The organism is Caulobacter sp. GW821-FHT09A05 (assembly GCF_059418465.1).
On the sequence record NZ_JBWKPX010000002.1, the window covers coordinates 207,847 to 233,101 of the forward strand.

Annotated in this window: 19 protein-coding genes; 4 read left to right on the forward strand and 15 right to left on the reverse strand. The window is 70.5% G+C overall.

The window, feature by feature from the left end; all coding sequences use genetic code 11:
- The first annotated feature begins 59 nt into the window (after positions 1–59).
- The 3 genes from AC07NX_RS02725 to AC07NX_RS02735 are packed head-to-tail and all read left to right on the forward strand — an operon-like array spanning position 60 to position 5,812.
- Entirely contained in the window at positions 60–3,248 is a 3,189-nt protein-coding gene (locus AC07NX_RS02725) for an efflux RND transporter permease subunit (protein ID WP_494638892.1), read from the forward strand.
- Positions 3,241–4,419 carry an efflux RND transporter periplasmic adaptor subunit gene (locus tag AC07NX_RS02730; protein ID WP_494638894.1) on the forward strand — a complete coding sequence of 393 codons (1,179 nt, stop codon included), beginning with the start codon at positions 3,241–3,243 and terminating at the stop codon, positions 4,417–4,419. Before AC07NX_RS02725 ends, AC07NX_RS02730 begins: the two co-directional genes overlap by 8 nt.
- A complete protein-coding gene (locus AC07NX_RS02735) occupies positions 4,406–5,812 on the forward strand; it encodes an efflux transporter outer membrane subunit (RefSeq protein WP_494638896.1) in 1,407 nt (468 codons plus the stop codon). The genes AC07NX_RS02730 and AC07NX_RS02735 overlap by 14 nt, the downstream gene beginning before the upstream one ends.
- Before the next feature lie 8 nt (positions 5,813–5,820).
- On the opposite strand, the gene AC07NX_RS02740 is transcribed toward AC07NX_RS02735, so the two are convergent.
- The 7 genes from AC07NX_RS02740 to AC07NX_RS02770 form a co-directional block, all read right to left on the reverse strand.
- On the reverse strand, positions 5,821–7,266 hold the full coding sequence (locus AC07NX_RS02740; RefSeq protein ID WP_494638898.1) for a heavy metal sensor histidine kinase: 1,446 nt from the start codon (positions 7,264–7,266) through the stop codon (positions 5,821–5,823).
- Positions 7,266–7,946: a heavy metal response regulator transcription factor gene (locus AC07NX_RS02745; RefSeq protein WP_028038289.1), complete on the reverse strand. Its 681-nt coding sequence runs from the start codon at positions 7,944–7,946 to the stop codon at positions 7,266–7,268. The genes AC07NX_RS02740 and AC07NX_RS02745 overlap by 1 nt, the downstream gene beginning before the upstream one ends.
- Positions 7,947–8,221: 275 nt before the next feature.
- On the reverse strand, positions 8,222–8,548 hold the full coding sequence (locus tag AC07NX_RS02750) for a hypothetical protein (protein ID WP_494638900.1): 327 nt from the start codon (positions 8,546–8,548) through the stop codon (positions 8,222–8,224).
- Positions 8,549–8,642: 94 nt separating this feature from the next.
- Positions 8,643–9,713, reverse strand: a complete 1,071-nt coding sequence (gene rsgA / locus AC07NX_RS02755; protein ID WP_494638902.1) for a ribosome small subunit-dependent GTPase A — start codon at positions 9,711–9,713, stop codon at positions 8,643–8,645.
- 124 nt (positions 9,714–9,837) lie between these two features.
- Positions 9,838–12,327: a beta-glucosidase family protein gene (locus tag AC07NX_RS02760; protein ID WP_494638904.1), complete on the reverse strand. Its 2,490-nt coding sequence runs from the start codon at positions 12,325–12,327 to the stop codon at positions 9,838–9,840.
- A gap of 112 nt (positions 12,328–12,439) precedes the next feature.
- Positions 12,440–14,740, reverse strand: coding sequence for a TonB-dependent receptor (locus tag AC07NX_RS02765; protein WP_494638906.1), 2,301 nt, complete (start codon positions 14,738–14,740; stop codon positions 12,440–12,442).
- A 55-nt stretch (positions 14,741–14,795) separates the two neighbouring features.
- Entirely contained in the window at positions 14,796–16,199 is a 1,404-nt protein-coding gene (locus tag AC07NX_RS02770; RefSeq protein ID WP_494638908.1) for a DUF1593 domain-containing protein, read from the reverse strand.
- Positions 16,200–16,672: 473 nt separating this feature from the next.
- Between AC07NX_RS02770 and AC07NX_RS02775 the strand changes: the two genes are divergently transcribed.
- Positions 16,673–17,992, forward strand: coding sequence for an MFS transporter (locus AC07NX_RS02775; RefSeq protein WP_494638910.1), 1,320 nt, complete (start codon positions 16,673–16,675; stop codon positions 17,990–17,992).
- 15 nt (positions 17,993–18,007) lie between these two features.
- Here AC07NX_RS02775 and maiA read toward each other — a convergent pair whose 3' ends face one another.
- The 8 genes from maiA to AC07NX_RS02815 all read right to left on the reverse strand — a co-directional run bounded on the left by maiA (position 18,008) and on the right by AC07NX_RS02815 (position 25,252).
- Entirely contained in the window at positions 18,008–18,643 is a 636-nt protein-coding gene (maiA, locus tag AC07NX_RS02780; protein WP_494638912.1) for a maleylacetoacetate isomerase, read from the reverse strand.
- Positions 18,636–19,334 (reverse strand): fumarylacetoacetate hydrolase family protein, encoded by a 699-nt coding sequence (locus tag AC07NX_RS02785; RefSeq protein ID WP_494638914.1) that lies wholly within the window; start codon positions 19,332–19,334, stop codon positions 18,636–18,638. The genes maiA and AC07NX_RS02785 overlap by 8 nt, the downstream gene beginning before the upstream one ends.
- A complete protein-coding gene (gene gtdA / locus AC07NX_RS02790; protein ID WP_494638916.1) occupies positions 19,331–20,377 on the reverse strand; it encodes a gentisate 1,2-dioxygenase in 1,047 nt (348 codons plus the stop codon). Before gtdA ends, AC07NX_RS02785 begins: the two co-directional genes overlap by 4 nt.
- A gap of 90 nt (positions 20,378–20,467) precedes the next feature.
- Positions 20,468–21,244 (reverse strand): IclR family transcriptional regulator, encoded by a 777-nt coding sequence (locus AC07NX_RS02795; protein WP_494638918.1) that lies wholly within the window; start codon positions 21,242–21,244, stop codon positions 20,468–20,470.
- A gap of 97 nt (positions 21,245–21,341) precedes the next feature.
- On the reverse strand, positions 21,342–22,325 hold the full coding sequence (locus AC07NX_RS02800; RefSeq protein WP_494638920.1) for a sugar phosphate isomerase/epimerase family protein: 984 nt from the start codon (positions 22,323–22,325) through the stop codon (positions 21,342–21,344).
- Between the two features lie 25 nt (positions 22,326–22,350).
- Positions 22,351–23,319 carry a D-ribose ABC transporter substrate-binding protein gene (locus AC07NX_RS02805; protein ID WP_494638922.1) on the reverse strand — a complete coding sequence of 323 codons (969 nt, stop codon included), beginning with the start codon at positions 23,317–23,319 and terminating at the stop codon, positions 22,351–22,353.
- Positions 23,316–24,194, reverse strand: coding sequence for a DeoR/GlpR family DNA-binding transcription regulator (locus tag AC07NX_RS02810; RefSeq protein ID WP_494638924.1), 879 nt, complete (start codon positions 24,192–24,194; stop codon positions 23,316–23,318). The genes AC07NX_RS02805 and AC07NX_RS02810 overlap by 4 nt, the downstream gene beginning before the upstream one ends.
- 8 nt (positions 24,195–24,202) lie before the next feature.
- Entirely contained in the window at positions 24,203–25,252 is a 1,050-nt protein-coding gene (locus tag AC07NX_RS02815; RefSeq protein ID WP_494638926.1) for an ABC transporter permease, read from the reverse strand.
- Positions 25,253–25,255 lie beyond the last annotated feature (3 nt).

A 25,255-nucleotide genomic window follows, 5' to 3' on the forward strand; every position in this document is an offset into this window, starting at 1 on the left:
GGCGACCGCATGGGATTGCTAGGTCTGGCCCTCATTCTTCCGCAACGACGGAACCTGCCATGACATCCCTCGTGCGGATCGCGCTTTCACGTCCCTACACCTTCGTGGTCGCCGCCATCATGGTGCTGATCGTCGGGGTTCTGGCGGTGCTGCGCACGCCGACGGACATCTTCCCCAACATCCGGGTGCCGGTCGTGGCGGTGGCCTGGACCTATAACGGCCTGTCGGCCTCGGAGATGTCCGGGCGGGTGCTGACCCCCTACCAGCGGACGCTGACCACGACGGTCAACGACATCGAGCACATCGAGGCCCATTCCCTGCCCGGCATCGGGGTGGTGAAGATCTATTTCCAGCCGGGCGCCGACGTGCGGCTGGCCAACGCCCAGATCACGGCCATCTCCCAGACCCTGCTGCGGCAGATGCCGACCGGCACGACGCCGCCGCTGATCCTCAACTACAACGCCTCCACGGTGCCCATCGTCCAGCTGGCCCTGGCCGGCGACGGCCTCAGCGAGCAGAGGCTGTTCGACTACGGGGTCAACTTCATCCGCACGCGCCTGGTCACGGTGCCCGGCGCGGCCCTCCCCTTCCCGTTCGGCGGCCGAACGCGCCAGATCCAGGTCGACATCGATCCGCAGGCCCTGCTCTCGAAGGGGCTGTCGGCGACCGACGTCGGCGCCGCCATCGCCGCCCAGACCCAGATCACCCCGGCCGGCTTCGTCAAGATCGGCGAGTTCCAGTACAGCCTCAAGCTCAACAACGCCCCCGGCACGGTCGAGGAGCTGAACAATCTGCCGATCCGCACCATCAACGGCGCCACCGTGCGGATGAGCGACGTCGCCCACGTTCGCGACGGCTCGGCGCCGCAGCAGAACGTCGTGCACGTCGACGGCCAGCGCTCGGTGCTGATGACGGTGCTGAAGTCGGGCGCCACCTCGACGATCTCGATCGTCGACGGCGTCCGTGCGGCCCTGCCCGAGCTGAAGACCAGCCTACCCAAGGAACTGACCATCACCCCGCTGAACGACCAGTCCGCCTTCGTGAAGGCCGCGGTGGCGGGCGTGGTGCACGAAGGCGCGCTGGCGGCGGTCCTCACATCGCTGATGATCCTGCTGTTCCTGGGGTCCTGGCGCTCGACGACGATCATCGCCATCTCGATCCCGCTGGCGGTGCTGGCCGCCATCGCCGCCCTGGCCGCCTTCGGCCAGACCCTCAACGTCATGACCCTGGGCGGCCTGGCCCTGGCGGTCGGCATCCTGGTCGACGACGCCACGGTGACCATCGAGAACGTCAACTGGCACCTGGAGCAGGGCAAGGACGTCCGCACCGCCATCCTCGACGGCGCGGCCCAGATCGTCACGCCCGCCTTCGTCAGCCTGCTGTGCATCTGCATCGTCTTCGTGCCGATGTTCTTCCTGCCCGGCGTCTCCGGCTTCCTGTTCGTGCCGATGGCCCTGTCGGTCGTGTTCGCGATGATCGCCTCGTTCCTGCTGTCGCGGACCCTGGTGCCGACCATGGCCATGTTCCTGCTGCGGCCGCACGCGGCCCATGGGCCGGACGGGCCGCCTCCCTCCTCCAAGCCGCTGGTGCGGTTCCAGCAGGGGTTCGAGCGCCGCTTCGGCCGCGTCCGCGACGGCTATGCCGGCGTGCTCGGCTCGGCCCTGGGCTCGGGACGGCTGTTCGTCGCCGGTTTCGTGGCCTTCGCGCTCGTCAGCCTCGTCCTTGTCCCGTTCCTGGGCCGCAACTTCTTCCCGGCCGTGGATTCGGGCGCGATCGCCCTGCACGTCCGGGCGCCGGTGGGCTCGCGCATCGAGGAGTCAGCGGCGCTGTTCGACCGCATCCAGCGCCAGGTGCGCACGATCATCCCGCCGGCCGAGATCGAGACCATCGTCGACAACATCGGCCTCAGCAGCAGCGGCATCAACACCATCTACAACGCCTCGGGCACGATCGGTTCGCAGGACGGCGACATCCTGATCAGCCTGAAGAAGGGCCATGCGCCGACGGCCGAGCACATCGCCCGGCTGCGGCGGGACCTGCCCCGCCTGTTCCCGACCGCGACCTTCTCGTTCCTGCCGGCCGACGTCACCAGTCAGATCCTCAACTTCGGCGCGCCGTCCCCCATCGACATCCAGGTGACGGGCAACAACCTGGCCGCCAACCAGGCCTACGCCCAGAAGATCCTGCGCGCGATCCGCGGGGTCGACGGGGTGGCCGATGCGCGGATCCAGCAGCCGGCCGGCGCTCCCGAACTGCGTTTCGACGTCGACCGCACCCGGATCAACGCCCTGGGCCTGGACGAGCGCGACGTCACCGCCGGCCTGGCCGGCTCGGTGGCCGGCAGCGCCCAGGCCGCGCCGGTGTTCTGGCTCAACCCCGCCAACGGCGTGTCCTACCCCGTCGTCGCCCAGACCCCGGAATACATGATCGACAGCCTGCAGAAGCTGGCCGCCATCCCCGTCACCGGGTCCCGGACGCCCGGACAGGACCCGCAGGTGCTGGGCGGCCTGGGCGTGCTGAGCCGGGGCGCGACCCCCGCCGTCATCTCGCAATACAACATCCAGCCGATGGTCAACGTCTTCGCCGCCACCCAGGGGCGCGACCTGGGCGGCGTGGCGGACGACATCCAGAAGGTTCTCAAGACCCTGGAGAAGGACAAGCCCGCCACCGTCAAGGTGACCCTTCGCGGCCAGTATCAGACGATGAACACCGCCTTCTCGGGCATGGGCTGGGGCCTGCTGGGCGCGGTCGTGATGATCTATCTGCTGATCGTCATCAACTTCCAGTCCTGGTCCGATCCGTTCGTCATCGTCTCGGCCCTGCCGGCGGCGCTGGCCGGCATCGCCTGGATGCTGTTCGCCACGGGCACGCCGCTGTCGGTGCCCGCCCTGACCGGCGCGATCATGTGCATGGGCGTGGCCACGGCCAACTCCATCCTGGTGGTCAGCTTCGCGCGCGAACGGCTGGCCGAGCACGACGACGCGGTCCAGGCCGCTTTCGAGGCCGGGGTCACCCGCTTCCGCCCGGTGCTGATGACCGCCCTGGCGATGATCATCGGCATGGCTCCCATGGCCCTGGGCCTGGGGGAAGGCGCCGAGCAGAACGCGCCGCTCGGCCGCGCCGTGGTCGGCGGCCTGCTCTTCGCCACCTGCGCCTCGCTGCTTTTCGTTCCCTGCATCTTCGCCCTCGTCCACGGCCGCCGCGCCTCCCGCCGGGATGCGCCTTCCCAAGGTCTCGCCCATGCCTGACGCCCCCTTGCCCACGACCTCGCCCAAGCGGCTGCGCCGCGCGGCCTATGTGATCACGGCCGTGCTGGCGGTCGTCCTCGTCGCCGGGACCGCGACCCGGCTGACGGCCCGGCAGGCCCTGAGCGCGGCGACGAACGACAGCGCCGTACAGTCCGTCAGCGTCACGCGGCCTTCGCGGGGCGAGGCCGGGACGCTGGTCCTGCCGGGCCGCCTGCAGGCCTGGGCGGAGGCGCCGGTCTACGCCCGGACCAGCGGCTATCTGCGCGGCTGGTACGTCGACATCGGAACCGCGGTGAAGGCGGGCCAGCTGCTGGCCGAGGTCGACGCCCCGGAGGTCGACCAGCAACTGGTCGCCGCCAACGCGGCCCTGGCCACCGCCCAGGCCCAGCGCGACCTGGCCGCCGTGACCTCCAAGCGCTGGGAGCGCCTGGTCAGCGAGAACGCGGTCTCCCAGCAGGAGGCCGACGAGAAGCGCGGCGACTTCGCCGCCCGCGAGGCCATGCGCAACGAGGCCCAGGCCAATGTCCAGCGCCTGCGGGCCCTGACCGGCTTCCGGCGGATCGTCGCGCCGTTCGACGGCGTGGTGACCAGCCGCGCCACCGACGTCGGCGCCTTCATCGCGGCAGGCGACGGGCGGGCCACGCCGCTGTTCACCGTCGCCGACATCCGCAAGCTGCGCCTCTATGTCAGCGTGCCCCAGAGCCTGGCCGCCGGGGTCCGCCCGGGCCTGACCGCCCGCTTCACCGTGCCCGAGCAGCCCGACCGGGTGTTCCAGGCCCGGATCGTCCGCTCGGCCGACGCCGTCGACACCCAGACCGGCGCCATGCTCGTGCAGCTGGAGTTCGACAACAGCGCCGGCCAACTGAAGCCGGGCGCCTACGCCCAGGTGACCCTGGACCTGCAAGGCCCGGCGACGGATCCGAATCCGCTTCGAGTGCCGTCGAACGCCCTGCTCTTCCGCAAGGAAGGCACGGCGGTGGCCCTGGTGGGAGCCGACAACCGCGTCCGGATCCGGACCGTGCGGATCGCCCGCGACTTCGGTACCGACCTGGAGCTGGCCGGCGGCGTCGGGGCCGGCGACTGGGTGGTCAACAGCCCGCCCGACTCCATCGCCGACGGCGACGTGGTGCGGGCGGTGCGGCCGAAGGGCGCGTCCAATGCGGCCTCGTAGCCTTTCCCTGGCGCTGGTCGCGCTCCCCGCCCTCGTCGGGGGCGGCTGCAGCCTGGCCCCTGCCTACGCCCCGCCGCCCGTCGTCGCCGCGACGCCGGCCTATCGCGAGACCGGTCCCTGGACCCCGGCCGCCCCGGCCGACGCCCAGGCGCGCGGCGCCTGGTGGCGCGTCTTCGGCGATCCGGTGCTCGACGACCTGGAACAGCGCCTCGAAGCCGGCGGGCCGGACCTGGCCGCGGCCCTGGCCCGCTACGACCAGGCCCGCGCCCTGGCGCGCCGGGCCCGCGCCGCCCGCTCGCCGACCGTGGACGCCACGGCCAGCGTCGAGCGGTATCGCGACGCCGGCCTGGGCCGACAGGACGACCGCCTGGTCGAGGCGACGGCGGCCTACGAGCTGGACCTCTGGGGCCGGGTCCGCGACCTGGTGGCCGCCGGCCGCGCCGAGGCCCAGGCCAGCGGCGCCGACCTGGCGTCGACGCGGCTCAGCCTGCAGGTCCAGCTGGCCGACACCTACTTCCAGCTTCGCGGCCTGGACGGCCAGATCTCGGTCCTGACCCGCACCGCCGACGCCTACGAAAAGGCCCTGGCCCTGACCGACAAGCGGTTCCGCGGCGGCGCCTCCAGCGCGGTCGACGTCGGCCGGGCCCGCACCCAGCTGGCCGCGACCCAGGCCCAGTACGAACAGGCCCTGGCCGATCGGGCCCTGCTGGAACACGCCATCGCCGCCTTGGTGGGCGAGTCCGCCTCCCGCTTCACCTTGGCGGCGGCGCCCGACCTGGTCGAGCCGCCGAGGGTCCCGGTCGATGCGCCGTCCAGCCTGCTGCAGCGACGTCCCGACGTCGCCGCCGCCGAACGCCGGATGGCGGCGGCCAACGCCCGTATCGGCGTGGCCCGCGCCGCCGCCTTCCCCCGCCTGACCCTGGCGGCGACCGGCGGTTTCGAGTCGGCGGGCGGGGACCTGCTGTCGGCGTCCAACCGCCAGTGGGCGCTGGGCCCGATCGCCGTCGGCCTGCCCCTGCTCGACGGCGGCGCGCGCCGCGCCGACGTCGCCGCCAGTCGCGCGGCCTTCGACGAACAGGCGGCGCTCTATCGCAAGACCGTGCTGGACGCCTTCCGCGAGGTCGAGGACCAGCTGGCCCTGGCCAACCGCCTGGCGACCGCCGAGGCGCGCCAGGCCGAGGCGGTGGACGCCGCGGTCCGGACGAACCTCCTGGCCACCACGCGCTATCGCGAGGGCGCCACCAGCTATCTGGACGTGGTCACCGCCCAGACCGCCGAGCTCGACGCCCGCCGCACCGCCCTGGACCTGCGGACCCGACGGCTCGCCGCCGGCGTCGACCTGATCCGCGCCCTGGGCGGCGGGTGGGACGGAACCCCAGGACCTTCAAGCTAGGGGGCAAGTTAGAGCGGGCGGACGAGTTCCGGCTCGGCCGGCGCGCCGACGGGGCGCCGGGCCGGAGCGTCCGTCCGCCCGTCGATCGGCGGCGGGATCCGCCTGCGCAGGAACAGACCCACCAGGACCTCGCCGTTCTCGCAACGGGCGAAGACGCTCCCGCCATGCATCGACGCCACGGCCTTGACCACCGCGAGCCCCAGGCCGTGGCTGTCGCCGCTGTTCTCGCGGGCCGGATCCGGGCGGTAGAAGCGGTCGAAGAGTCGGGCCAGATGGGCGTCCTGGATCGGCGCGCCCCTGTTGCGCACGCCGATGCAGACCTCCTCGCCATGGTCCTCGATCGTCACGGTCACCAGACCGGGTCCGGCGCCATGGCGGATGGCGTTGTCCAGCAGGTTGGTCAGGGCCCGGGCCAGCAGCGACTCCTCGACGGCGAGGGTCGCATCGCCCACCACGCGCAGGGTGACGCCGGCCTCCTCGAACAGCACGTCGAGGAAGTCGGCGGTCTTGCGGACCAGGCCGGCCAGCGAGGCGGTCGCCAGATTGGCCGCCATCGCGCCCTGGTCGGCGCGGGCCAGGAACAGCATGTCGTTGATGATGGTGCGAAGGCGTTCCAGTTCCTCGAGATTGGAGTGGAGCACGTCCTCCAGCTCGTCGGCCTGGCGGGGGCGCGACAGGGCCACCTGGGTCTGGCCGATCAGGTTGCTGAGCGGCGTGCGCAGTTCGTGCGCCACGTCGGCGTTGAACGCCGACAGCCGGACATAGGCGTGCTGCAGGCGGTCCAGCGCGCCGTTGAAGGCGGCCATCAGGCCCTTCAGTTCCGCGGGCAACGCCTGGGTCGGCATCCGCAGGCTGAGGTCGTCGGGGTTCAGCGCCGCGGCGTGCTGCGACAGCCGGTCGACCGGCGCCAGGCCGCTCCTGGCGATGCGGCGGCCCAGCAGGCTCACGACGGCGACCGTCAGGAGCGAGACGGCCAGGACGCCGACGCCCAGCACCAGCCCGGAAGCGTCGAAGGGCGCGGTGTCGGCGGCGATGGTCAGGCGCACCGCCGGGCGTTCGCGATTAGGCGCCACCACCTTCGACAGGGTCATGAACCGCCGCTGGTCGAAGCGGACATAGCCCAGGCCCTCGCGGCCGCCCTGGATCTTCGCGTCCGCGGGCCAGGCGGCGCCGTAGACGAAGCGGGGGTCGGCGCTCTCGACCCGATAGCGGATGCTGTCGTTGGCCGGCGTGAAGGAGGTCAGCTTGTCGGCCAGCAGCGGCCATTTGGCGACCTCGCCGAGGCGCAGGACCATGGCCTCCACGATCTCGAAACGGGCGTTCAGTTCCTCGGCCTGGTGCCGCCTCAGCTCCAGGGTCTGGAACATGAAGATCGCCACTCCGGCCAGGGCGGAGACCAGGCCGGTGGCCACGGCGAACATCAGGGTCAGGCGTCCGGAGATCGAGGTCGGCATCAGGCGGTCTCCTCCGGACGGTGTTCGAGCACGTAGCCCATGCCTCGGATGGTGTGCAGCAGCTTGGTGTCGAACCCGCCGTCGATCTTGGCCCGCAGGCGCTTGATCGCCACCTCGACGACGTTGGTGTTGGTGTCGAAATTGATGTCCCAGACCAGTTCGGTGATCACGGTCTTGGACACGATCTGCGACTGGCGGCGGCCCAGCACGCCCAGCAGGGCGAACTCCTTGGCGGTCAGGTTCAGGCGCTTGCCCGCCCGGGTGGCCCGCCGCGCCAGGAGGTCCAGATGCAGGTCGCCGACGGTGATCGAGGTCGACTCGTTGCGACCGCGGCGGGTGATCGCCTGCAGCCGGGCCAGCAGTTCCAGGAACGAGAACGGCTTGACCAGATAGTCGTCGGCGCCCGCGCCCAGGCCCTGCAGGCGGTCCTCGACGCTGTCGCGGGCGGTCAGCATGATCACCGGCGTCTGGTGGCGCTGGCGCAGGCGCTGCAGCAGGGCGACCCCGTCCAGCCGGGGCAGCATGACGTCGAGGATGACGGCGTCGTAGTCCAGGGTCTGGGCCAGGTGCAGGCCGCTCTCGCCGTCGCTGGCGAAGTCCACGGCGTAGCCCTGTTCGGTCAACCCCTTGCGCAGATAGGCGACGGTCTTGGGTTCGTCCTCGACGATCAGGATCTTCATGTCGGCGGTTCGCGCCTTCAACTCACGGTCGGTTGGGCGGACACGGTCCGCGGTGGGGCACTCTACAGCCAGGAACCTCGCACCTGAAGGTTCTGGCGAATGCACCCCCGGGGGGGAGAGGAATGCGGTGCGAACCGACAGGGCGAGGCGCGGCGACTATGGACGTCGGTTCCGGTCCGGCCGCTGACGCGAAAATGACAAATCCGACCCGAAACGCGCTGGCCCCGGGGCGCGGCGCGCCCCGAGGCGCGCCAGGAGCGGACGTCCGACTTCCGCTAAGGGACGTCGGACTCGGCCGGGCCTTCGCGAAACTCGTCCGCCGCAACGAACACGACGCCCTCTTCGTCCAGCACCCATGCGCCGAGGAAGGCGGCGTGGCCCGGATCGATCTCCTCGTCGATCAGGTCGCCGTCATAGAGGCCGACCGTGCTGAAGTCGAAGTCCAGCGACAGTTGATGGGCCATGCCCACCATCTCCTCGGCCATGCGGCGCGAGTACCCCAGGGCCTCGCTTTGATCGCCGAAATCATCGCTCAGCGTGCTTACCTCCACCGCATCGCTGCCTTGGGTCGCACTGGTGGTGACGATGGTGAACGCGGACATGGGCATTTCTCGTGAAGCAGGAATCCTCACCTAACCCCATTTGTCCGGGTCGAGGGCCATATTCTGCAAGAACCTTGTTCTCCGACCAGGTCGGTCAGTCCCCGCCTCGGGCGTCTCTCTTGTTGGCGCGATAGGCTTTCTGCAGCGCGGCCAAGCGGCGACGCTCGGTGTCCCTGGCGGCGCGGTCGGCGCGGTCCTGGACCTCGGCCAGTTCGACGCCCAGCTTCCGGAAGTGGGCCCAGCGGGCGGGATCGAGCGCGCCGTCCGCCAGCGCCTTGCGCACCGCGCAGCCGGGCTCGTTGGCGTGGCCGCAGTCATTGAACTTGCAGGTTTCGATCAGGCGCTCGATGTCGTCGAACACCACGCTCAGGCCTTCCTCGGCGTCGATCAGGCCCACTTCCCGCATGCCGGGCGTGTCGAGGATCAGCCCGCCGCCGGGCAGCAGGACCAGCTGGCGATGGCTGGTGGTGTGGCGGCCCTGGTCGTCGGACTCGCGGATCGCCCGGGTCGCCAGGCGGTCCTCGCCCAGGAAGGCGTTGACCAGGGTGGACTTGCCGACGCCGGACGAGCCGATCAGCACGCAGGTCTCGCCGGGCGCCACGTGGGCCAGGAGGGCGTCCAGGCCCAGCCCCTGCCGCGCCGACACCGTCAACACCGGGCAGCCGGCCGCCAGGGCGGCGATCGCGTCGGCCTGGCCTTGCGGGTCGTCGGCGAGGTCGGACTTGGTCAGCACCACCACGGGCCGGGCCCCGCTCTGCCAGGCGGCGGCCAGGTAGCGCTCGATCCGGCGCGGATTGAGGTCGGCGTTCAGCGAGCTGACGACGAAGGCGACATCGATGTTGGCGGCGACGACCTGCAGGGTCTGCACGCTGTCGGCCGCCCGGCGCACGAAGACGGTGCGGCGCGGCAGGATGGCGTGGACGGTGGCGGCGCCCTTGGCCGGGTCCAGCGACAGCGCCACCCAGTCGCCGACCGCCGGATAGTCCGCCTCGCCGGCCTCGTGCAGCAGGCGGCCGGCGGGATTGGCGCGCAGTTCCCCCTCGCCGGTGACCACGTGATAGCCGTCGCGGTGCTGGGCGACGATACGGCCAGGGCTATGGCCGGCGCGCGCGTGCGGCTCGAAGGCCCGCCGCAGCGTATCGGACCAGCCGTATTGTTTGATCACGTCACGGGCCTTCACATCGCCAGCGATTGATCGCGGCTCGCCACGACCTTTCTATGGCCGTTGGCCGGCGCCCGCCAGCGATCAGTGCGCCTCCCTGGGAGCGAGGATCGTCGTTCCCAGCCCGTCAGGGGCGGTACTGAACCTGGCTCGACAGCGGCAAGTCGCGCGACGAGCCGCCCACCCGAACGCCACGCGCCTCCGTCGGAACGCGCCAGGCGCGGTCTCGCGGCGACCAGTAGGACAGCGACCGTTGGTCGACCTTCAACTGGATCCGGCGACTCTCGCCGGCGCGCAGGGTCACGCGCTCGAATCCGGCCAAGATCCGCGGCGCGAAGGTCAGGCCCTCGGGACGCGAGCTCGGGCCGTCGACATAGACCTGCGCCACCTCGTCGCCGTCCACCGCGCCGGCGTTGCGCAGGGTGAAGGCCACCTCCAGCCCATCGGCGACAGGCGTGACCTTCAGGCCGCTGTAGTCGAAGCGCGTGTAGGACAGGCCGTGGCCGAACGGGAACAGCGGCTTGGCCTTCTGGGCGTCGTACCAGCGGTAGCCGACCAACACGCCCTCGGAATAGGTCTGCCGACCGCCCACGCCCGGGAAGCGCTCGGGTCGGGCGACCGCGGTCTGGCTGTCGGACATCGGGAAGGTGACGGGCAGACGGCCCGACGGATTGGCCTTGCCGGTCAGCAGGTCGGCGGTCGCCTCCCCGCCGCGCTGGCCCGGATACCACATCTGCAGCACCGCCTTGACCTGGTCGATCCACGGCATCAGCACCGGCGCGCCGGTGTTCAGCACGACCACGGTGTCGGGATTGGCCCGCGCCACCGCCCGGATCAGTTCGTCCTGATGATAGGGCAAGGCCAGGGAGCGATTGTCCTCGCCCTCGGTGCCTTCGACGTGGACGAAGACGACGGCGGCCGGGGCCGCCCTGGCCGCCGTCGCCGCCGCCTCGATCAGGCGCCGGCGCAGGCCGGGCGTGGTCCAGGCCAGGCGCAGGCGCAACGGCTCGACGGCCGAGGCCTTGACCGCCAGCTTGAGGCGATAGCGCGCCCCGCGCTCCAGGCGCACGACATGGCCCTGGTTCAGCAGGCCGTCCGAGGTCTTGATCAGCCGCGAGCCGCCGAACAGCCGGCCGCCCTCGATGATCCGCTCGCCGTCCAGCTCGACGTCGGCCATGCCGCGATCGGCCTCGGCCAGCGCCAGGCCGCCGACCGGCGTGAACTGCAGCATCAGCTCGTATTCGCCGGTCTCCGGAGCCGTGACCCAGCCTTCCCAGCTGGCCGCCTGGCCCTTGTCGACGGTCGTCGCGCCCGTGAACGGACCCGAGGCGCCGGCCAGGCCCGCCCCGGCGTCGGACGCCAGGGCCGCCGCCGGGATGGGCTCGCCTTCCAGGCGCAGGCCCTCGGCGAAGACCAGGGGCGCGCCCGCCCGCGCGCCCAGCGCCTGGTAGGGATCGTCCAGGGCGGTCGGCTTGACCTCGGCGCTGCCGCCGCCCCCGAACAGCGACCGCCTGGCGGTCGGGCCGATGATCGCGGTCCGGGCCAGCCGGCCGGCGTCCAGCGGCAGGACGCCGCCCTCGTTCTTGAGCAGCACCGCGCCTTGCAGGGCGATCTGGAGGGCGAGGTCGGCGTGGGCCCGGCGCTGGGCGTCCTCTTCGGCCGGCCGCGCGACGGCGCCGCCGAGCAGGCCGATGCGGTCCATCTGGGTCAGGATACGCCGCGCCGAGCGGTCGATGTCGGCTTCGGCGACCTCGCCCTTGGCCACCGCGGCCATCAGCGCCTCGCCCAGGAACTTGCCGTTCGGCATCTCCATGTCCAGGCCCGCCTTCAGCGACGGAGCCGTGCTGTGGGCGGCGAACCAGTCGGACATCACGAAGCCGGAGAAGCCCCATTCCTGGCGCAGGACCTTGTCCAGCAGGAACGGGTTTTCGCACGCCCCCAGACCGCCCACCTTGTTGTAGGCGCACATGACCGCGCCGACCCCGGCCTGGACGGCCGCCTGGAAGGGCGGGAACTCGATCTCGCGCAAGGTGCGCTCGTCGACCTGGACGTCGATCGTCTTGCGGTCGGTCTCCTGGTTGTTCGCCGCGAAATGCTTGACCGTGGCGATCACGCCGCCGTCCTGCAGGCCCTGGACGCTGGCGCCCACCAGGCGCGAGGCCAGCAGTGGATCCTCGCCGAAGGTCTCGAAGTTGCGGCCCGCCGTCGGCACGCGGACATTGTTGGTCATCGGCGCCAGAAGCAGCTGCTGGTCGCGCGCCAGGGCCTCGCTGGCCACGGCGCCGCCCCAGGCCTTGGCCAGCATCGGCGAGAAGGTGGACGCCAGGGCGACCGGCGCGGGGAACGCCGTCGCCGCGCGCGCGGTGCGCACGCCCGCCGGGCCGTCGGCCAGGCGCAGGGCCGGAACGTTCAGGCGGGAGACGCCGGGGATGTAGCCGCCGCCGGCCAGGCGCTGGGGATCCTCGCGGCCGTGCAGGAGGCCGACCTTCTCCTCCAGGGTCATGCTCCCGATCAGCAGGTCGACCTTGGCGGCGTCGGCCCTGGCCGCCGGACCCGCCAGGGTCCAGGCGAGAACCGCGGCGCTGGCCCGGACCAGAAAGCGGGAAAGAGGGCTCATGCGATGATCTCCAGGCGGCGGCGAAACACTGGAGGCTCGCGCCCCCCTTCCGCCTCACGCGAAAACGCCGCCCAGGCCGGTGACGGCCTGGGCGCGGTGGGTATCCGGCGGGTCAGAACCTGGTGTCGAGCCGCAGGCCGGCGTATCGCCGGGCGTCGCGACCGTACCAACCGCTCATCGCCGCCTTGTTGCCCCAGCGGCCGCCGACATCCGAGACGTTCGACAGGTAGAGCTTGTCGGTCACGTTGTTGACGAAGGCGGTGAGCGACCAGCTCTGGTCGGGGCGTCCGACCGTCGCCGACAGATTGACGATGGCGTAGGCGTCCTGGGTCGCCAGCGGGTTGTTGTTGGCGTCGAAGTTGATCCGGCTCTGGTAGTTCACGACCCCGCCCAGGGTCAGCTCCAGGTCGCTGGACAGGTCGATGCGCTGCTCGGCGCCGGCGTTGAGCTTCCAGCGCGGCGAGCTGGACAGGCGCTTGCCCGACAGGTCCTGGAAGCTGGCGCCGCCCGTGGTGACGCAGCCGGCGGCGGCGGTCTGGCCCGCATAGCAGGTGGCGCCGGCGAAGCTGTCGTACTTGGCGTCGACATAGGCGACCGACGCATTGAGGCTCAGGCCGCGGGCCGGGCGGATCGTCGTGTCCAGCTCCACGCCGCGCGTGCTGGCCTTGCCGGCGTTGGTCAGCTGGAAGGTGGGCGCCGCCGCGGTCGGGTCGACCGCCTGGACCTGGAAATTCTTGTAGGTCGTGTAGAAGGCCGCGAGGTTGAGGCTCACCCGCCGGTCGAAATAGTCGCCCTTCAGGCCGCCCTCGAAGTTGTCGACCTTTTCCTTGTCGACGGGATTGAAGGTGTTGGTCGGGGTGACCGTGGCGTCGAGGTTGTAGACCTTGGGCTTATAGCCCCGCGAATAGGTCGCGTAGACATTGGCCCGCGCGCCGATCTCCTGCTTCAGGGTCACGTCGCCGACGATCGTGTCGAAGCTGTCCGAGCCCTTGCGGGTGAACGGCGTCGAGTTGCTGGCCGGCGTGGTGTTGTATTGCAGGTTATAGACGTAGGCGATCTTGTCGTGGTTGTAGCGCAGCCCGGTGATCAGGGTCGTGCTGTCGGTCAGGTCGAAGTCCGCCCGCACATAGGCCGCGTAGCTCTTGTTGTTGGCTTCGCGATAGGCCCCCAGCGGGATGGGCGTGCCGAAGGCGGGGCGGTCGAACTGGAACCCGGTCTTGCTGTGGTCGTAGTACAGGCCCGCCAGCACGCGGCCGAAGCCCAGGTCCCGCGACGCCAGGCGGAACTCCTGGCTGAAGCCGTCGATCTTCAGCTGCGAGCGCTGGATGTTGTTCCAGGAATAGGTCCCGCCCGACAGGCGCGAGGCCCAGTCGATCTTCTGGCCGTAGACGTCGTAGCGCAGGTCGCGGTCCTCGTGCGACCTGGCGGTGATCGAGCTCAGGGTGAAGTCGCCGATCTCGTAGTTCGCCACCGCGCTGTACAGCTGGTCCTTGGTGTGCTGGCCGGGCGTGGTGATCGTGTTGTAGTCGGTGTTGTCGCGGCTGGGCGTCACGCCGACCAGGGCCTCGCTCTGGGCGAACGCGCCGCGAAAGCGGGCCGTCGGGTCGATATCGATGAAGGCCTGGAACTGTCCCTTGTCGCGCGCGTCGACATAGTTGGCCGACAGGGTGACGTCCAAGCCGTCCGTGGGCTTGAACAGCAGCTTGCCGCGCACGCCGGCCGCCTTGGAGACGTCGTTGTCGCCGGTCGCCAGGTTGCGGGTGACGAACTCGGCCCGGTTGCGGAAGCCCGAGAGCGAGAAGCCGATGCTGTCGTTGATCGGCCCGGCCACGAAGGCCTGGGCGCGCAGCTCGTCATCGGTCGTGGCCGTCACCGAGGCCCGCGCCTCGAACACGTCGGTGGGCTTGCGGGTGACGATGTTGACCACGCCGATCGAGGCGGTGCGACCGCCCAGGGTCGATTGCGGGCCGCGCAGCACCTCGGCGCTGGCGATGTCGGTCAGCTGGCGCGCGGCCAGCGATTCCGGGGCCAGGGTAACGCCGTCCAGCATCACCGCCACGCCGCTGGGCGAGCCGACGGTGATGACGTTCGTGCTGACCCCGCGCAGGGTGTAGAACGGCCGCAGGGTCGAGGTCGCCGGCAGGGCCACCAGCGAGGGCACCGCCTTGCCCAGGTCGTCCAGGGTCGTCACGCCGGCGGCCTCCAGCTGCTTGGGGGCCACGACCGCGACCGAGACCGGGGTGTCGCGCAGGTTTTCCGTCCGCTTCTGGGCGGTGACCACGATCTCGCCGATCTGGTTGTCGGCGGGCGCCTGGGCCGGGCCGGCCTCCTGGGCGTGGACGTTGCCGGCGGCAAGCCCGACCACCAGCGCCTGAAGGCTGGCGACCGAACACAAGACCGTCTTGCGTTTCATGAATCCTCTCCTGGGTCGTGTTCTTATCGTGATGGGCGCCGCGGTCCGCCGAGCGCTAGGGATGGACATCCAGCAGGACCCGGCGATACCGGGTGATCGCTGGCGCGCCGGCGTCTCGAACCTCGAGAACGATGTGGTAGACGACCGCCTCCTTGACGGCCGGGGCCACGACGCTGGCCTGCGGCTTGTCGGCGTCGACGAGGTCGAGCTTGGGCGGCGAGAAGCCCGGTCGGCCGCTGGGCTCGGCGTACTGCCACCAGCGATAGGTCAGCCGGTCGCCGTCCGGATCGCGCGAACCGGCGGCGCTCAGCGCCACGATCTGGCCGGCCTTGGCCTGGAGCGTCACGGGGGCGTCTCCGGGCGCGCCGTTCAGGACCAGCGCCGGGGGATGGTTGGCCTTGGCGCGGTCCGGCGTCAGGGTCCAGCCGATCCGCGCGGCGAAGTCGTTCTGGAAGGCTTCGCGCCAGCGGAAGATGGTGGCCTGGTTGCTGAGCCAGCGGGTCCCGTCCGGCCCGGGGACGGCGTCCTGGGTGTCTCCGTACTGCGCCGCGCCCTCATAGGTCGGGACATAGCGACCGCCCCAGCCGCCGTACTCGGGATGCTCGGGGACGTTCAGGCCGTTGGGGATCAGCCACAGGAACGCGGGCGTGTCGCCTTCCATGATGAACTGGTGGGGCGGATAGAGCGCGCCGAGGGGGCCCCGGCGGATGTTGGTCTCCAGCCAGGCGTTGGTCACCATCTCGCCGGCGGGCCACTTGGCGGGCCGCAGGACGTCGGCGGAAATGCCGGTCCAGGCGGCCTGGCCGTACTGGCCCCAGCCATGGACGCTGGCGATCCAGAACAGGTCCGGGAAGTTCTGGCGCAGCCAGGGGCCGGCGTCGTCCTGGTCCGAGATCGAATAGACCCGCAGCTTGGCGACGAAGGCCTTCAGCTGCTCGGGCGTGCGCGTCGCGCGGACGGTCCACAGCGCCTGGGCCAGGTCCAGCGCCCCGCCCCATACCGAGACGTAGACCGGCCGGGGATCGGGTCGATCCACCGTCGCGATGATCAGGCGCGAACCGTCGGTGTCCTTGCCCTGCCCCACCCCGCGCATGCCGTAGGCGGCGGCGCCGGACCGGACCAGGCCCTCCAGCCTGGCGGCCTCGGGATAGCCGTCGGCGTGGCGGCGCAGGTTCGGCAGGACCTGGCCATAGGCCGCGATCCGCTCGCGCATCAGCTGGGGCTGGACGCGGTCGCGCTGCCAGGTCGAGGTGGTGGCGACCAGGCCCTCCAGATCCAGCACGTTGGCGTACAGGAGCAGGCGGACCAGGGACTCGGAGTCGTCGGGCTCGTTGCCGATGTCCGAGAGAACGATCACCCGGGGCTTTTCCACGGCCGATCGCGCCTGGCCGACGCTTCCGGCGGACAGGGCGCCCAGGCCCGCGAGCGCGGCCAGCCACAGTCGAACTTGACGCTTCATCGTCCCTCTCCCGTCCCGACGTCCCGCGTGAAGCGGACGCTCCAGCCTGGCGCCGGCCGTTCGCCCCGCCGCCACCCGCACCGGATTTTTTCATTTTCTTTCGAATATCTTCGAATTTAAACGAAGACGTAGCCGCGCTTCGGAACCATGTCAATCAACCTCAACGGTCCGAGCGCCAGGCGACGAGAGATATGAAATTTTCTTCTAATTTCAGCTGCTTACGCTGCACACACGCGCAACCACCCCGCCAACCGAAGCGCCGGCGAGACCCTTGGACGTGAGGACTTCGCCCGAGGCGGAGCGCGTCGATACCGACGGAGGCCTCGCTCATGGGATTTTATCATGCGAAATAGATTTGACTATGACCAATTGTCAAATCAACCTTGGTCGACGGAAACCGGACCGCCGCCACGCGACGCCGTGGGCATCAAACCCAGGTCGGGACCGTTTTCCAGGCGCGGAGGAAAGACATCATGGCGGGCATGCAGCCGGGTCCCGAAGGGGGACTCGACCAGGCGCGGTTCGGCGCGTTCCAGATTGGCGTCACCGCCCTGTGCGGGCTGGTGGCGATGCTGGACGGCTTCGACACCCAGTCGATCGCCTATGTCGCGCCGCGCATCGCCGAGGACTGGGGCCTGCCCGCCTCCGCCTTCGGCCCGATCTTCGGCGCGGGCCTTCTGGGCCTGACGATCGGGGCCTTCGCGCTCAGCTCGGCCGCCGACCGCTTCGGCCGCAAGATCATCATCCTGCTGTCGGTGGCGGTCTTCGGGATCTTCGCCCTGCTCACCGCCCAGGCGCGCACCCTGGACGAGCTCCTGACCCTGCGCCTGCTGACCGGCGTCGGCCTGGGCGGCGCCATGCCCAACATCATCGCCCTGACCAACGAGTATGCGCCCGCCCGCTACAAGGCGACCTTGGTGACGGTGATGTTCTGCGGCTTCCCCCTGGGCTCGACGATCGGCGGCCTGGTCACCGCCCCGCTGATCGCCGACCACGGCTGGTCGTGGGTGTTCCTGGTCGGCGGCGCCATGCCGCTGCTGCTGCTGCCGGTGCTGATCTGGCGATTGCCGGAGTCGGCCCGCTTCCTGGCCCTGCGCCCGGGACAGGAGCCGCGCATCGCCGCGATCCTGCGCAAGGCCGCGCCCGGCCTGTCCGTCGAGGCCTTCGTCGCCTCGGTGCGCGGCGAGAGCGGCGACCGCGACGGCGTCAGGCGCTTCCCGGTCGCGGCCCTGTTCACCGAGGGTCGCGCCGGCCGCACCGCGCTGGTCTGGACGGCCTTCTTCATGAACCTGCTGGTCATGTACTTCCTGGTCAACTGGCTGCCGTCCCTGCTCAAGAGCCTGGGCATGCCCCTGAAGACCGCCATCCTCTCCACCGCCCTGCTGAACCTGGGCGGCGTGATCGGCGGCGTGGTGCTGGGCCGGCTGATCGACCGTCGCGATCCCTACCTGATCCTCGGCGCGGCCTATTTCGCCGCGGCCGTCTTCATCGCCGTCATCGCCCTGGCGGGGCCCAACACGACGCTGCTGCTGGCGGCGGCCACGGCCTGCGGCTTCGGCGTGTCGGGCGCGCAGATCGGGCTGAACGCGGTGACCGCCAACGCCTATCCGACGGCGGTCCGCTCGACGGGCATCGGCTGGGCGTTGGGCGTGGGGCGCATCGGCTCGATCCTGGGCCCGACGATCGGCGGAGCCCTGCTGACCCTGGGCTGGACGCCGCGGGCCTTGCTGCTGACGGCGATCGCGCCGGCCCTGATCGCCGCCCTGGCGGTGTTCGCGCTGCGCCGGACCTGAGGGCCCGGCCAGAGTCTATTCGGCGTCGGGCTGCCGTTCCGGCGCCGCCCGGCCGAAGGCGTCCAGCGCCAGGCAGGCCGCCTCGATCGCCAGCAGGCGCGGCCAGCGCAGGTCGACGCCGAAACGCCGGGCGTTGACCAGTTGCGGGACCAGGCACAGGTCGGCCAGGCTCACCTGGCCGCCGAAGCAATAGGGACCGTCGGCCGACACCAGCCGCGCGCAGGCCTCCAGCCCCTCGTCGATCACCTGGACCGCCCAGTCGTTGACCAGGGGCTCGGCCACGCCCAGGGCTCGCAGCCGCGCCAGGACGCGCAGGTTCTGCACCGGGTGGATGTCGCAGGCGATGACCTGGGAGAAGGCCCGCACCCTGGCGCGCGCCAGCGGGTCGGCCGGCAGAAGCGGCGGATCGGGATGGAGCTCGTCCAGATACTCGCAGATCGCCAGGCTCTGGGTCAGCACCGCGCCGCCGATCTCCAGTGCGGGCACCAGCCCCTGCGGATTGATCGCCAGGAATTCCGGCGCGCGCTGCTCGCCCTTGCGCAGGTGATGAAAGACGTCGCCATGGGCGACGCCCTTCAGGTTCAGCGCGATGCGGACCCGGTAGGAGGCCGTCGAGCGAAAATAGCCGTGCAGCGTCACCGGGTCAGTCACGGGCGGGCGGCCCGACCTTGACGGCGCAGTCGCTGAGACCGGCGATCGACACGACGATCTCGTCGCCCTCGACCACCGCCCCGACCCCCGCCGGCGTGCCGGTGTAGATCAGGTCGCCTGGCTCCAGCCGGTAGAAGCGCGAGACATAGGCGATGACGTCGGCCACGGGCCAGATCAGGTCGGCCAGGTCGGCGTCCTGCCGGACCGCGCCGTTCACGGTCAGGGCGATGCGGCCGCTTGCGGGATGACCCACCTCGGCCACGGGATGGATCAGGCCCAGCGGCGAGGACTGCTCGACGTTCTTCCCGGTGTCCCAGGGGCGGCCTTTCTCGCGGGCTTCCAGCTGCAGGTCGCGGCGGGTCATGTCCAGGCCCGTGGCGTAGCCGTGGACATGGGCCAGGGCCTCATTCACGGGGATATCGCGGCCGCCGGCGCCGATCGCGACGACCAGTTCGGCCTCGTAGTGGAAGTCGCCGGTCTCGGGCGGATAGGCGACGACGCCGCCGCTGGGCACGACCGTCTCGGCCCACTTGGTGAAGAAGAACGGCGCTTCACGATCCGGATCGCGTCCCATCTCGCGCGCGTGGGCGGCGTAGTTGCGTCCCACGCAGAAGATCCGCCGGACCGGGAAGCCGCGCCCATCGCTGGTCGCGGCGATCGTCGGCGCTTGAGGCTCGAACACCAGGGTCACGCGCATTGCTCCTTGTAGAGATTGAGTTTTTCCTGCGCCGCCTTGTCGGAATAACCGAACAGCACCAGGTCCTCGGACGCGCCCAGGCGCAGGTCATGCCAGGACGGCACGACCAGGATGTCGCGCGGCGCCAGCCGGATCTCGCGCCCCTCGACCGACGCCCAGCCGCTTCCCTCGACCACGACGAAGATCGTGCCGTCGGTGGCGCGGCGCGAGCGGGTCTCGAAGCCCGCCGGCAGCAGGCGCACATGGGCGGCGATCGTGGGCATGACCGAACCGCCGTCGGCGGGGTTCACGAATTCCAGCGCGTGGCCCAGGTGCGGATCGATGTCCGCGCCGGCGGCCATGGCGCCGAGGGACGGACGCCAGTCGGCGTAGGGATAGTGGAACAGCGGCTGGCCGGCCGGCCGGCGATCGGCCGGCGAGCCCCGCACGGGCCGCAGGTTGCGGCCATAGCGCGCCAGGGTGTCGCCGGGCGGCGCGGTCTCGGGATGGGCCTTCTCGGAAAAGCCCTCGGCGAAACCGGCGTCGAAATGGCGAACGGTCGGGATGTCCAGGCCGTCCAGCCAGATCATCGGCCGGTCGGTCGGATTGCCATGGTCATGCCACTGCCAGCCGGGCGTCAGCACCAGGTCGAACGGCCGCATGATCGCCTTCTCGCCGTCCAGGGCGGTGAAGGCGCCCTCGCCTTCCATCACGAAGCGCAAGGCGCACTGGGCATGGCGGTGGGCCGGCGCGACCTCGCCCGGCAGGATCAGCTGCAGGCCCGCATAGAGGCTGGGGGTGATCGCCGACTGCCCCTTGAGGCCGGGGTTCTCCAGGATCAACACCCGCCGCTCGGCCTGTTCCGCGCTGATCAGGTCGCCGGCGCGAAGCAGATAGGCGCGCGCCGCGTCATACGACCACCGATGGACCGCCGCCGGCGAGGCCGGGCGCCGGGGCACCAGCTGGGCCAGCGACTCCCATAACGGCGTCAGGTTCGACGGCGCCATCTCCGCGTAGAGCGCTTCCAGCTGGGCGCGCTGGTCGTTGGGCGAGGTCATCACGCATCCTTCGTTACCCCGCGTCTCGAGGACATCGGGATGGATGCGATTTTTTGACACTGAGAAATCATTTTCGCAATGAATAATGACTCAACCCAACCAGCCCAGTTGCGCGCTGATCTCGCGGCACAGGTCGCCCAGCTCCGCCAGCGCCTCCTGGTGACGGTCCCCCGCGAACATCTCCGGCAGCAGCGCGGTCGCGGTCAGCACCGCGCGCCCCTGCAGGTCGAAGATCGGAAACGCCGTGGCGCGCAGCCCCGGCACCATCGTGCCCTCCACGTGCCCGTAGCCGCGCTCGCGAACAGTCTGGCGCAGGGCCTCGACCTGGGGGCGGGTCATCGGCCCGGTCGTCAGTTCGCGATCCAGCAGGTGCTCGGTCTCGATCGGCGGGGTGAAGGCCAGGAAGGCGTGCCCCGTCGCCGAGTACAGCAGCGGCAGCACGGATCCGACATTGAACGAGGTCATCACCGCCGGCCGCCCCATGTTCCAGCGGACGATGGTCGGGCCCAGCGGCCCCAAGGCGGCGATCTGCACCGTCTGGCCGGTCCGCTGGGTGAACTCGCCGATCGCGGCGTCGACAAGCCGGAAGGCGTCGATCCGCGACAGGGCCGCCATGCCCAGCTTCAGCGCCTTGGGTCCAAGGTCGTAGCGGCCGGTGGCCGGGTCCTGGCAGGCCATGCCGGCCATGATCAGGCTCTGAAGATAGCGGTGCACCTGGGGCGCGGCCATGCCGCTGGCCTGGGCCACCGCGCCCAACGTCGAGGCCTGGCCCAGTCCGGCCAGGGCCTCCAGGATGCCCAGGCCGATCTCGACGGACTGGATGCCTCGGCGTCGCGCGGGGGACTCGGCTTCGGCCTCGTCGATCATGCTCTTCTCCAGAATGGCTTGGGCGGCGAAACCCACCAACCGCTCGAGGAAGAGTCCTAGCCCCCGCGCGGGGCTCGAACCATAGGCTAGAGACGCGCTAGAACGCGCCGAACAGGGCCGAGCGCGCGATATCCAGCGCCGTCACGGCGTCCTGGCGCGCCTGGGCCGCCTTGAGCCCCTCGATGTCCAGCCGATCCAGCGCCGCCTCGATGCGCTTCAGGAAGCGGATGGCGCTGTTGGCGGCGGCGACGCTGTCCTCGCGGAACGGGAACTGGTCCAGCTGCCAGACCCCCTCCCAGCCGTTCTTGCGCAGGGTCCAGAAGAACTCGAACAGCTCGATCGGGTGCACCGAGCCGGCGATCAGGTCGTCGTCCCAGCCGCGCATGTTGTCGTTGACGTCCATGCCGAACAGGCGGCCGTGGTCGATGGCCAGCTGGGCGGCGTCGGCGGGGGACTCGCCGCCGTACAGCGAGTGGCCGAAGTCCAGCAGGATGCCGACGTTCGGCGCGCCCATGCGCTCGATGGCCAGCAGGGTGCGGGCGACGGAGTCGTAGCTCATGTGCACCCGCGGCTCGCGCGGCTTGTACTCGATGACGAACTTCAGGTCCGGGTTCTGGGCGGCCAGCTCGGCGACGCCCTCGACCGAGGCGGTCCACAGCGCCTTGTGGTCGACCTGGAACGGATAGTCCCAGCCGTCCTGGCCCGGCCACAGCTTGACGTAGTCGGCGCCGAAGTGGCGGACCATCTTGGCCGCCTCGTTGCACATTTCGTTGGCCAGGCGGCGCACGCCCGGGTCGGGATTGGTGAAGGCGCCCTTGGAGAACTGCCGGGTATAGATCTCGGGCGTGACGCCGATGACCTTCAGGCCGTTGCGGTCCAGCGCCTGGTCGATCGCCGACAGCGAGACCCCCTGCCCCACGAACGGGAAGTTGATGTCGACCACCGACAGGTCCTCGACCTGGCCGGCCAGGTCGATCATCTCCAGCAGGGTGCGCGGCGAGCCGTAGCCGTCGGTCGCGTAGCGGTCGACATAGGTCGCGAAGTGCCAGATGCCGGCGCCGTATCTTTGCTTGGCCGTCATGGGGATACGCTTTCGATTGGGGGTTTCAGAGGCCTTCGGGCTTGGCCAGCGCGAAGTTGTTCAGGCGGGGAGCATTGCTCCGATCGACCAGGAAGCAGTTCATCAGGAGCTTCTCGCGCTCGCCGGTCTTGCCGGTCTTGAGGAAGCGGTCGGCCAGCTCGACGGCGTACTGGGCCTGGCGGTGGGCCGGCTGCAGCACGGTCGCCCGCATCTTGCCCGCCGCGATGGCGTCGCGGGCGTCGTTGGAGCCGTCGAACCCGACGACGACCACGTCCCGCCGGCCGGCGCTCTCCAGGGCGGCCACCGCCCCCAGGGCCATGGTGTCGTTGCCGGCGATCACGCCCTTGAGGTCGGGGTGGGCCTGCAGGATCGACTGCATGACCGCGAACGCCTGGGCCTGGTCCCAGTTGGCGCTCTGGCGCGAGACCATCTTCAAATCGGGATACTGGTCGAGCACGTCGTGGAAGCCGCGCGAGCGGATGGCGGCGTTGGTGTCCGACTCCTTGCCGACCAGCTCGGCATAGGGGCCCTTCTCCCGCAGCGCCTCGGCGAAGGCCTGCGCGCCCAGGGCCGCGCCCTGGTAGTTGTTGGAGACGATCTGCACGGCGGCCGCGCCGCGGCTGGAGATCTCGCGATCGATCAGGAACACCGGCACGCCCGCCGCCTTGGCGCGCAGGACGGCCGCGACGCTGGCGTCGGCGCCGGCGTTGTCCAGGATGATGGCCGCCGCGCCCTGGGCGATGGCGGTGTCGATCAGCTGGCTCTGCTTGAAGGCGTCGTCGCCGTGCGAGAACTTCAGCGTCCGGTAGCCCAGGGCCACGGCCCGCTGCTCGGCGGCCAGGGCCTCCTGGCCGAAGAAGGGGTTGTCGAGCGAGGGCGTGATCACGACCATCAGGCTGGACCGGCCCGCGCGCGGCGCGAACACCAGCAGGACGACCGCCAGCACGGCGATGACCGCCACGCCCAGGACCAGCAGCCCGGTTCTTCGCGTCATGCCACTATGACCTCTATGCCGGCGTCTTCGAAGGCGCGGCGATCCTCGTCGCGGATGCCGCTGTCGGTGATCAGGCTATGGATGTTCTCGACCCCGCCCAGCGACGAGAAGGACGTCTTGCCGATCTTGGTGGAGTCGGCGGCCAGATAGACCTTGGAGGCCGACTTGATCATCGCGCGCTTGACGGCGATGTCGGAGATGGCCGGGAAGGTCAGGCCCGCCTCGAACGAGATGGCGGCCGTGGCCAGGAACAGCTTCTGGGCGAACAGGCCCTCGAAATAGTCGGCCGAGCGTTCGCCCGACAGCGACAGGGTCGGCGCCTTGAACTGCCCGCCGGGCATGTGGACCGTGTAGGTCGGGATCGCGCCCAGGATCAGGGCGATGTTGAGGGCGTTGGTGACGATGTTCAGGCCCTGCCGGTCGCCCAGGTTCATGGCGATCTCGGTGATGGTCGAGCCGGCGTCCATGATGATGGTCTCGTGGTCCTCGACCAGGGCGGCGGCGGCCTGGCCGATCCGCTTCTTGGCCTCCATGTTGACCAGGTGATGCAGCGCCATGGCGCGCACCTGCTGGGGCACCGACTTCAGATAGGCCCCGCCGTGCTCGCGAACGACGTGGCCGTCGGCTTCCAGACGCTCCAGGTCCTGGCGGACCGTCACTTCCGAGACCGCGAAGGCCTCGGCCAGGTCGCGCACCCGGGCGCTGCCCGACTCCTGGAACCAGGCCAGCATCTTCATGCGGCGCGGCTCGCCCAGCAGCGAGGCGCCGGACGAGGCTGTCCGCGGGCTGACGGCCTTGGGGCGCGGCGCCTTGGCCGACGCGGTCTTGCCCGCGCTCTTGGCGGTTTCAGTCTTGGTGGAAGTTTCCTTGGCCATGTCCGCTCTCAGTCCCGCGCGCCGATGATCCGGCCCTGCAACTGATCGAGTACAACGGCCGTGACGATTACCGTACCCTTGATCACCATTTGCCAGAACTCGCTGACGCCGATCATGACCAGGCCGTCGCCGAGAACGCCGATGACGCAGGCGCCGATGATCGCCCCGCCGATGGTCCCCCGCCCGCCGACCAGCGAGGCGCCGCCCAGGACGACCGCGGCGATGGCGCTGAGCTCGAAGGTTTCGCCCGAGGCGGGGTGGGCCGCGACCAGGTCCGAGGCGACGATCAGGCCGACCAGCGCCGCGCACATGCCCGAGATCACGTAGACCAGGGTCTTGATCCGGGCGACGCGCACGCCCGAGAGCTGGGCGGCCCGCTCGTTGCCGCCCACCGCGTAGACGCGACGGCCGAAGGGCGTGTGGGCCGCGACCCAGGCGGCCAGCGCCGCGAGGGCGATCATGATCAGCACCGGAACCGGCACGCCCAGCAGGCGTCCGGCGCCCAGCATCGGAAAGCCGCCATTGCCGAGCTCGACGTTGCCGGTCAGGTTCGGAAACGTCGCGCCGTTGGAGCACAGCAGCGCCGCGCCGCGCGCCACGTACAGCACGCCCAGGGTGGCGATGAACGGCGCCACGCCGAAGCGGGTGATCAGCACCCCGTTCAGCAGGCCGATCAGGCCGCCGATCGCCACCACGATGGCGATCACCGCCGGCACGGACGGATAGATCACCACGCCCAGCGGGCCGGCGGTCAGGCCGTTGAGGATCAAGGCGCCGCCGATCATGCCGGCCAGGCCCGCGATCGACCCGACCGACAGGTCGATGCCGCCGGTCAGGATCACATAGGTCATGCCGATCGCCAGGATGGCGATGGTGGCGATGTGCTTGGCGGTGATCAGCAGGCTGGCCACCGACAGGAAGTTGGGAGCCTGCACGGCGAAGAAGGCGGTGACCAGCACCAGCGCGACCAGGGCCCGCGACTTGAACAGCAGGGCGAGCCAGGCCGGGGCGGGCGGCTTGGCGATCGGAGCGGCCGGGGTGGAGGCGATCGACGTCATGCT

Bases quoted from the DNA above. Each gene is read 5' to 3' on its own strand.
- AC07NX_RS02745 (WP_028038289.1), bottom strand. From the start codon at position 7,946: ATGAAGATCCTGATCGTCGAGGACGAACCCAAGACCGTCGCCTATCTG.
- gtdA (WP_494638916.1), bottom strand. From the start codon at position 20,377: ATGACCTCGCCCAACGACCAGCGCGCCCAGCTGGAAGCGCTCTACGCG.
- AC07NX_RS02810 (WP_494638924.1), bottom strand. From the start codon at position 24,194: ATGGCCAAGGAAACTTCCACCAAGACTGAAACCGCCAAGAGCGCGGGC.
- AC07NX_RS02795 (WP_494638918.1), bottom strand. From the start codon at position 21,244: ATGATCGACGAGGCCGAAGCCGAGTCCCCCGCGCGACGCCGAGGCATC.
- AC07NX_RS02750 (WP_494638900.1), bottom strand. From the start codon at position 8,548: ATGTCCGCGTTCACCATCGTCACCACCAGTGCGACCCAAGGCAGCGAT.
- AC07NX_RS02730 (WP_494638894.1), top strand. From the start codon at position 3,241: ATGCCTGACGCCCCCTTGCCCACGACCTCGCCCAAGCGGCTGCGCCGC.
- AC07NX_RS02735 (WP_494638896.1), top strand. From the start codon at position 4,406: ATGCGGCCTCGTAGCCTTTCCCTGGCGCTGGTCGCGCTCCCCGCCCTC.
- AC07NX_RS02725 (WP_494638892.1), top strand. From the start codon at position 60: ATGACATCCCTCGTGCGGATCGCGCTTTCACGTCCCTACACCTTCGTG.
- AC07NX_RS02775 (WP_494638910.1), top strand. From the start codon at position 16,673: ATGGCGGGCATGCAGCCGGGTCCCGAAGGGGGACTCGACCAGGCGCGG.
- AC07NX_RS02740 (WP_494638898.1), bottom strand. From the start codon at position 7,266: ATGCCGACCTCGATCTCCGGACGCCTGACCCTGATGTTCGCCGTGGCC.
- AC07NX_RS02765 (WP_494638906.1), bottom strand. From the start codon at position 14,740: ATGAAACGCAAGACGGTCTTGTGTTCGGTCGCCAGCCTTCAGGCGCTG.
- AC07NX_RS02805 (WP_494638922.1), bottom strand. From the start codon at position 23,319: ATGACGCGAAGAACCGGGCTGCTGGTCCTGGGCGTGGCGGTCATCGCC.
- AC07NX_RS02800 (WP_494638920.1), bottom strand. From the start codon at position 22,325: ATGACGGCCAAGCAAAGATACGGCGCCGGCATCTGGCACTTCGCGACC.
- AC07NX_RS02815 (WP_494638926.1), bottom strand. From the start codon at position 25,252: ATGACGTCGATCGCCTCCACCCCGGCCGCTCCGATCGCCAAGCCGCCC.
- AC07NX_RS02770 (WP_494638908.1), bottom strand. From the start codon at position 16,199: ATGAAGCGTCAAGTTCGACTGTGGCTGGCCGCGCTCGCGGGCCTGGGC.
- AC07NX_RS02760 (WP_494638904.1), bottom strand. From the start codon at position 12,327: ATGAGCCCTCTTTCCCGCTTTCTGGTCCGGGCCAGCGCCGCGGTTCTC.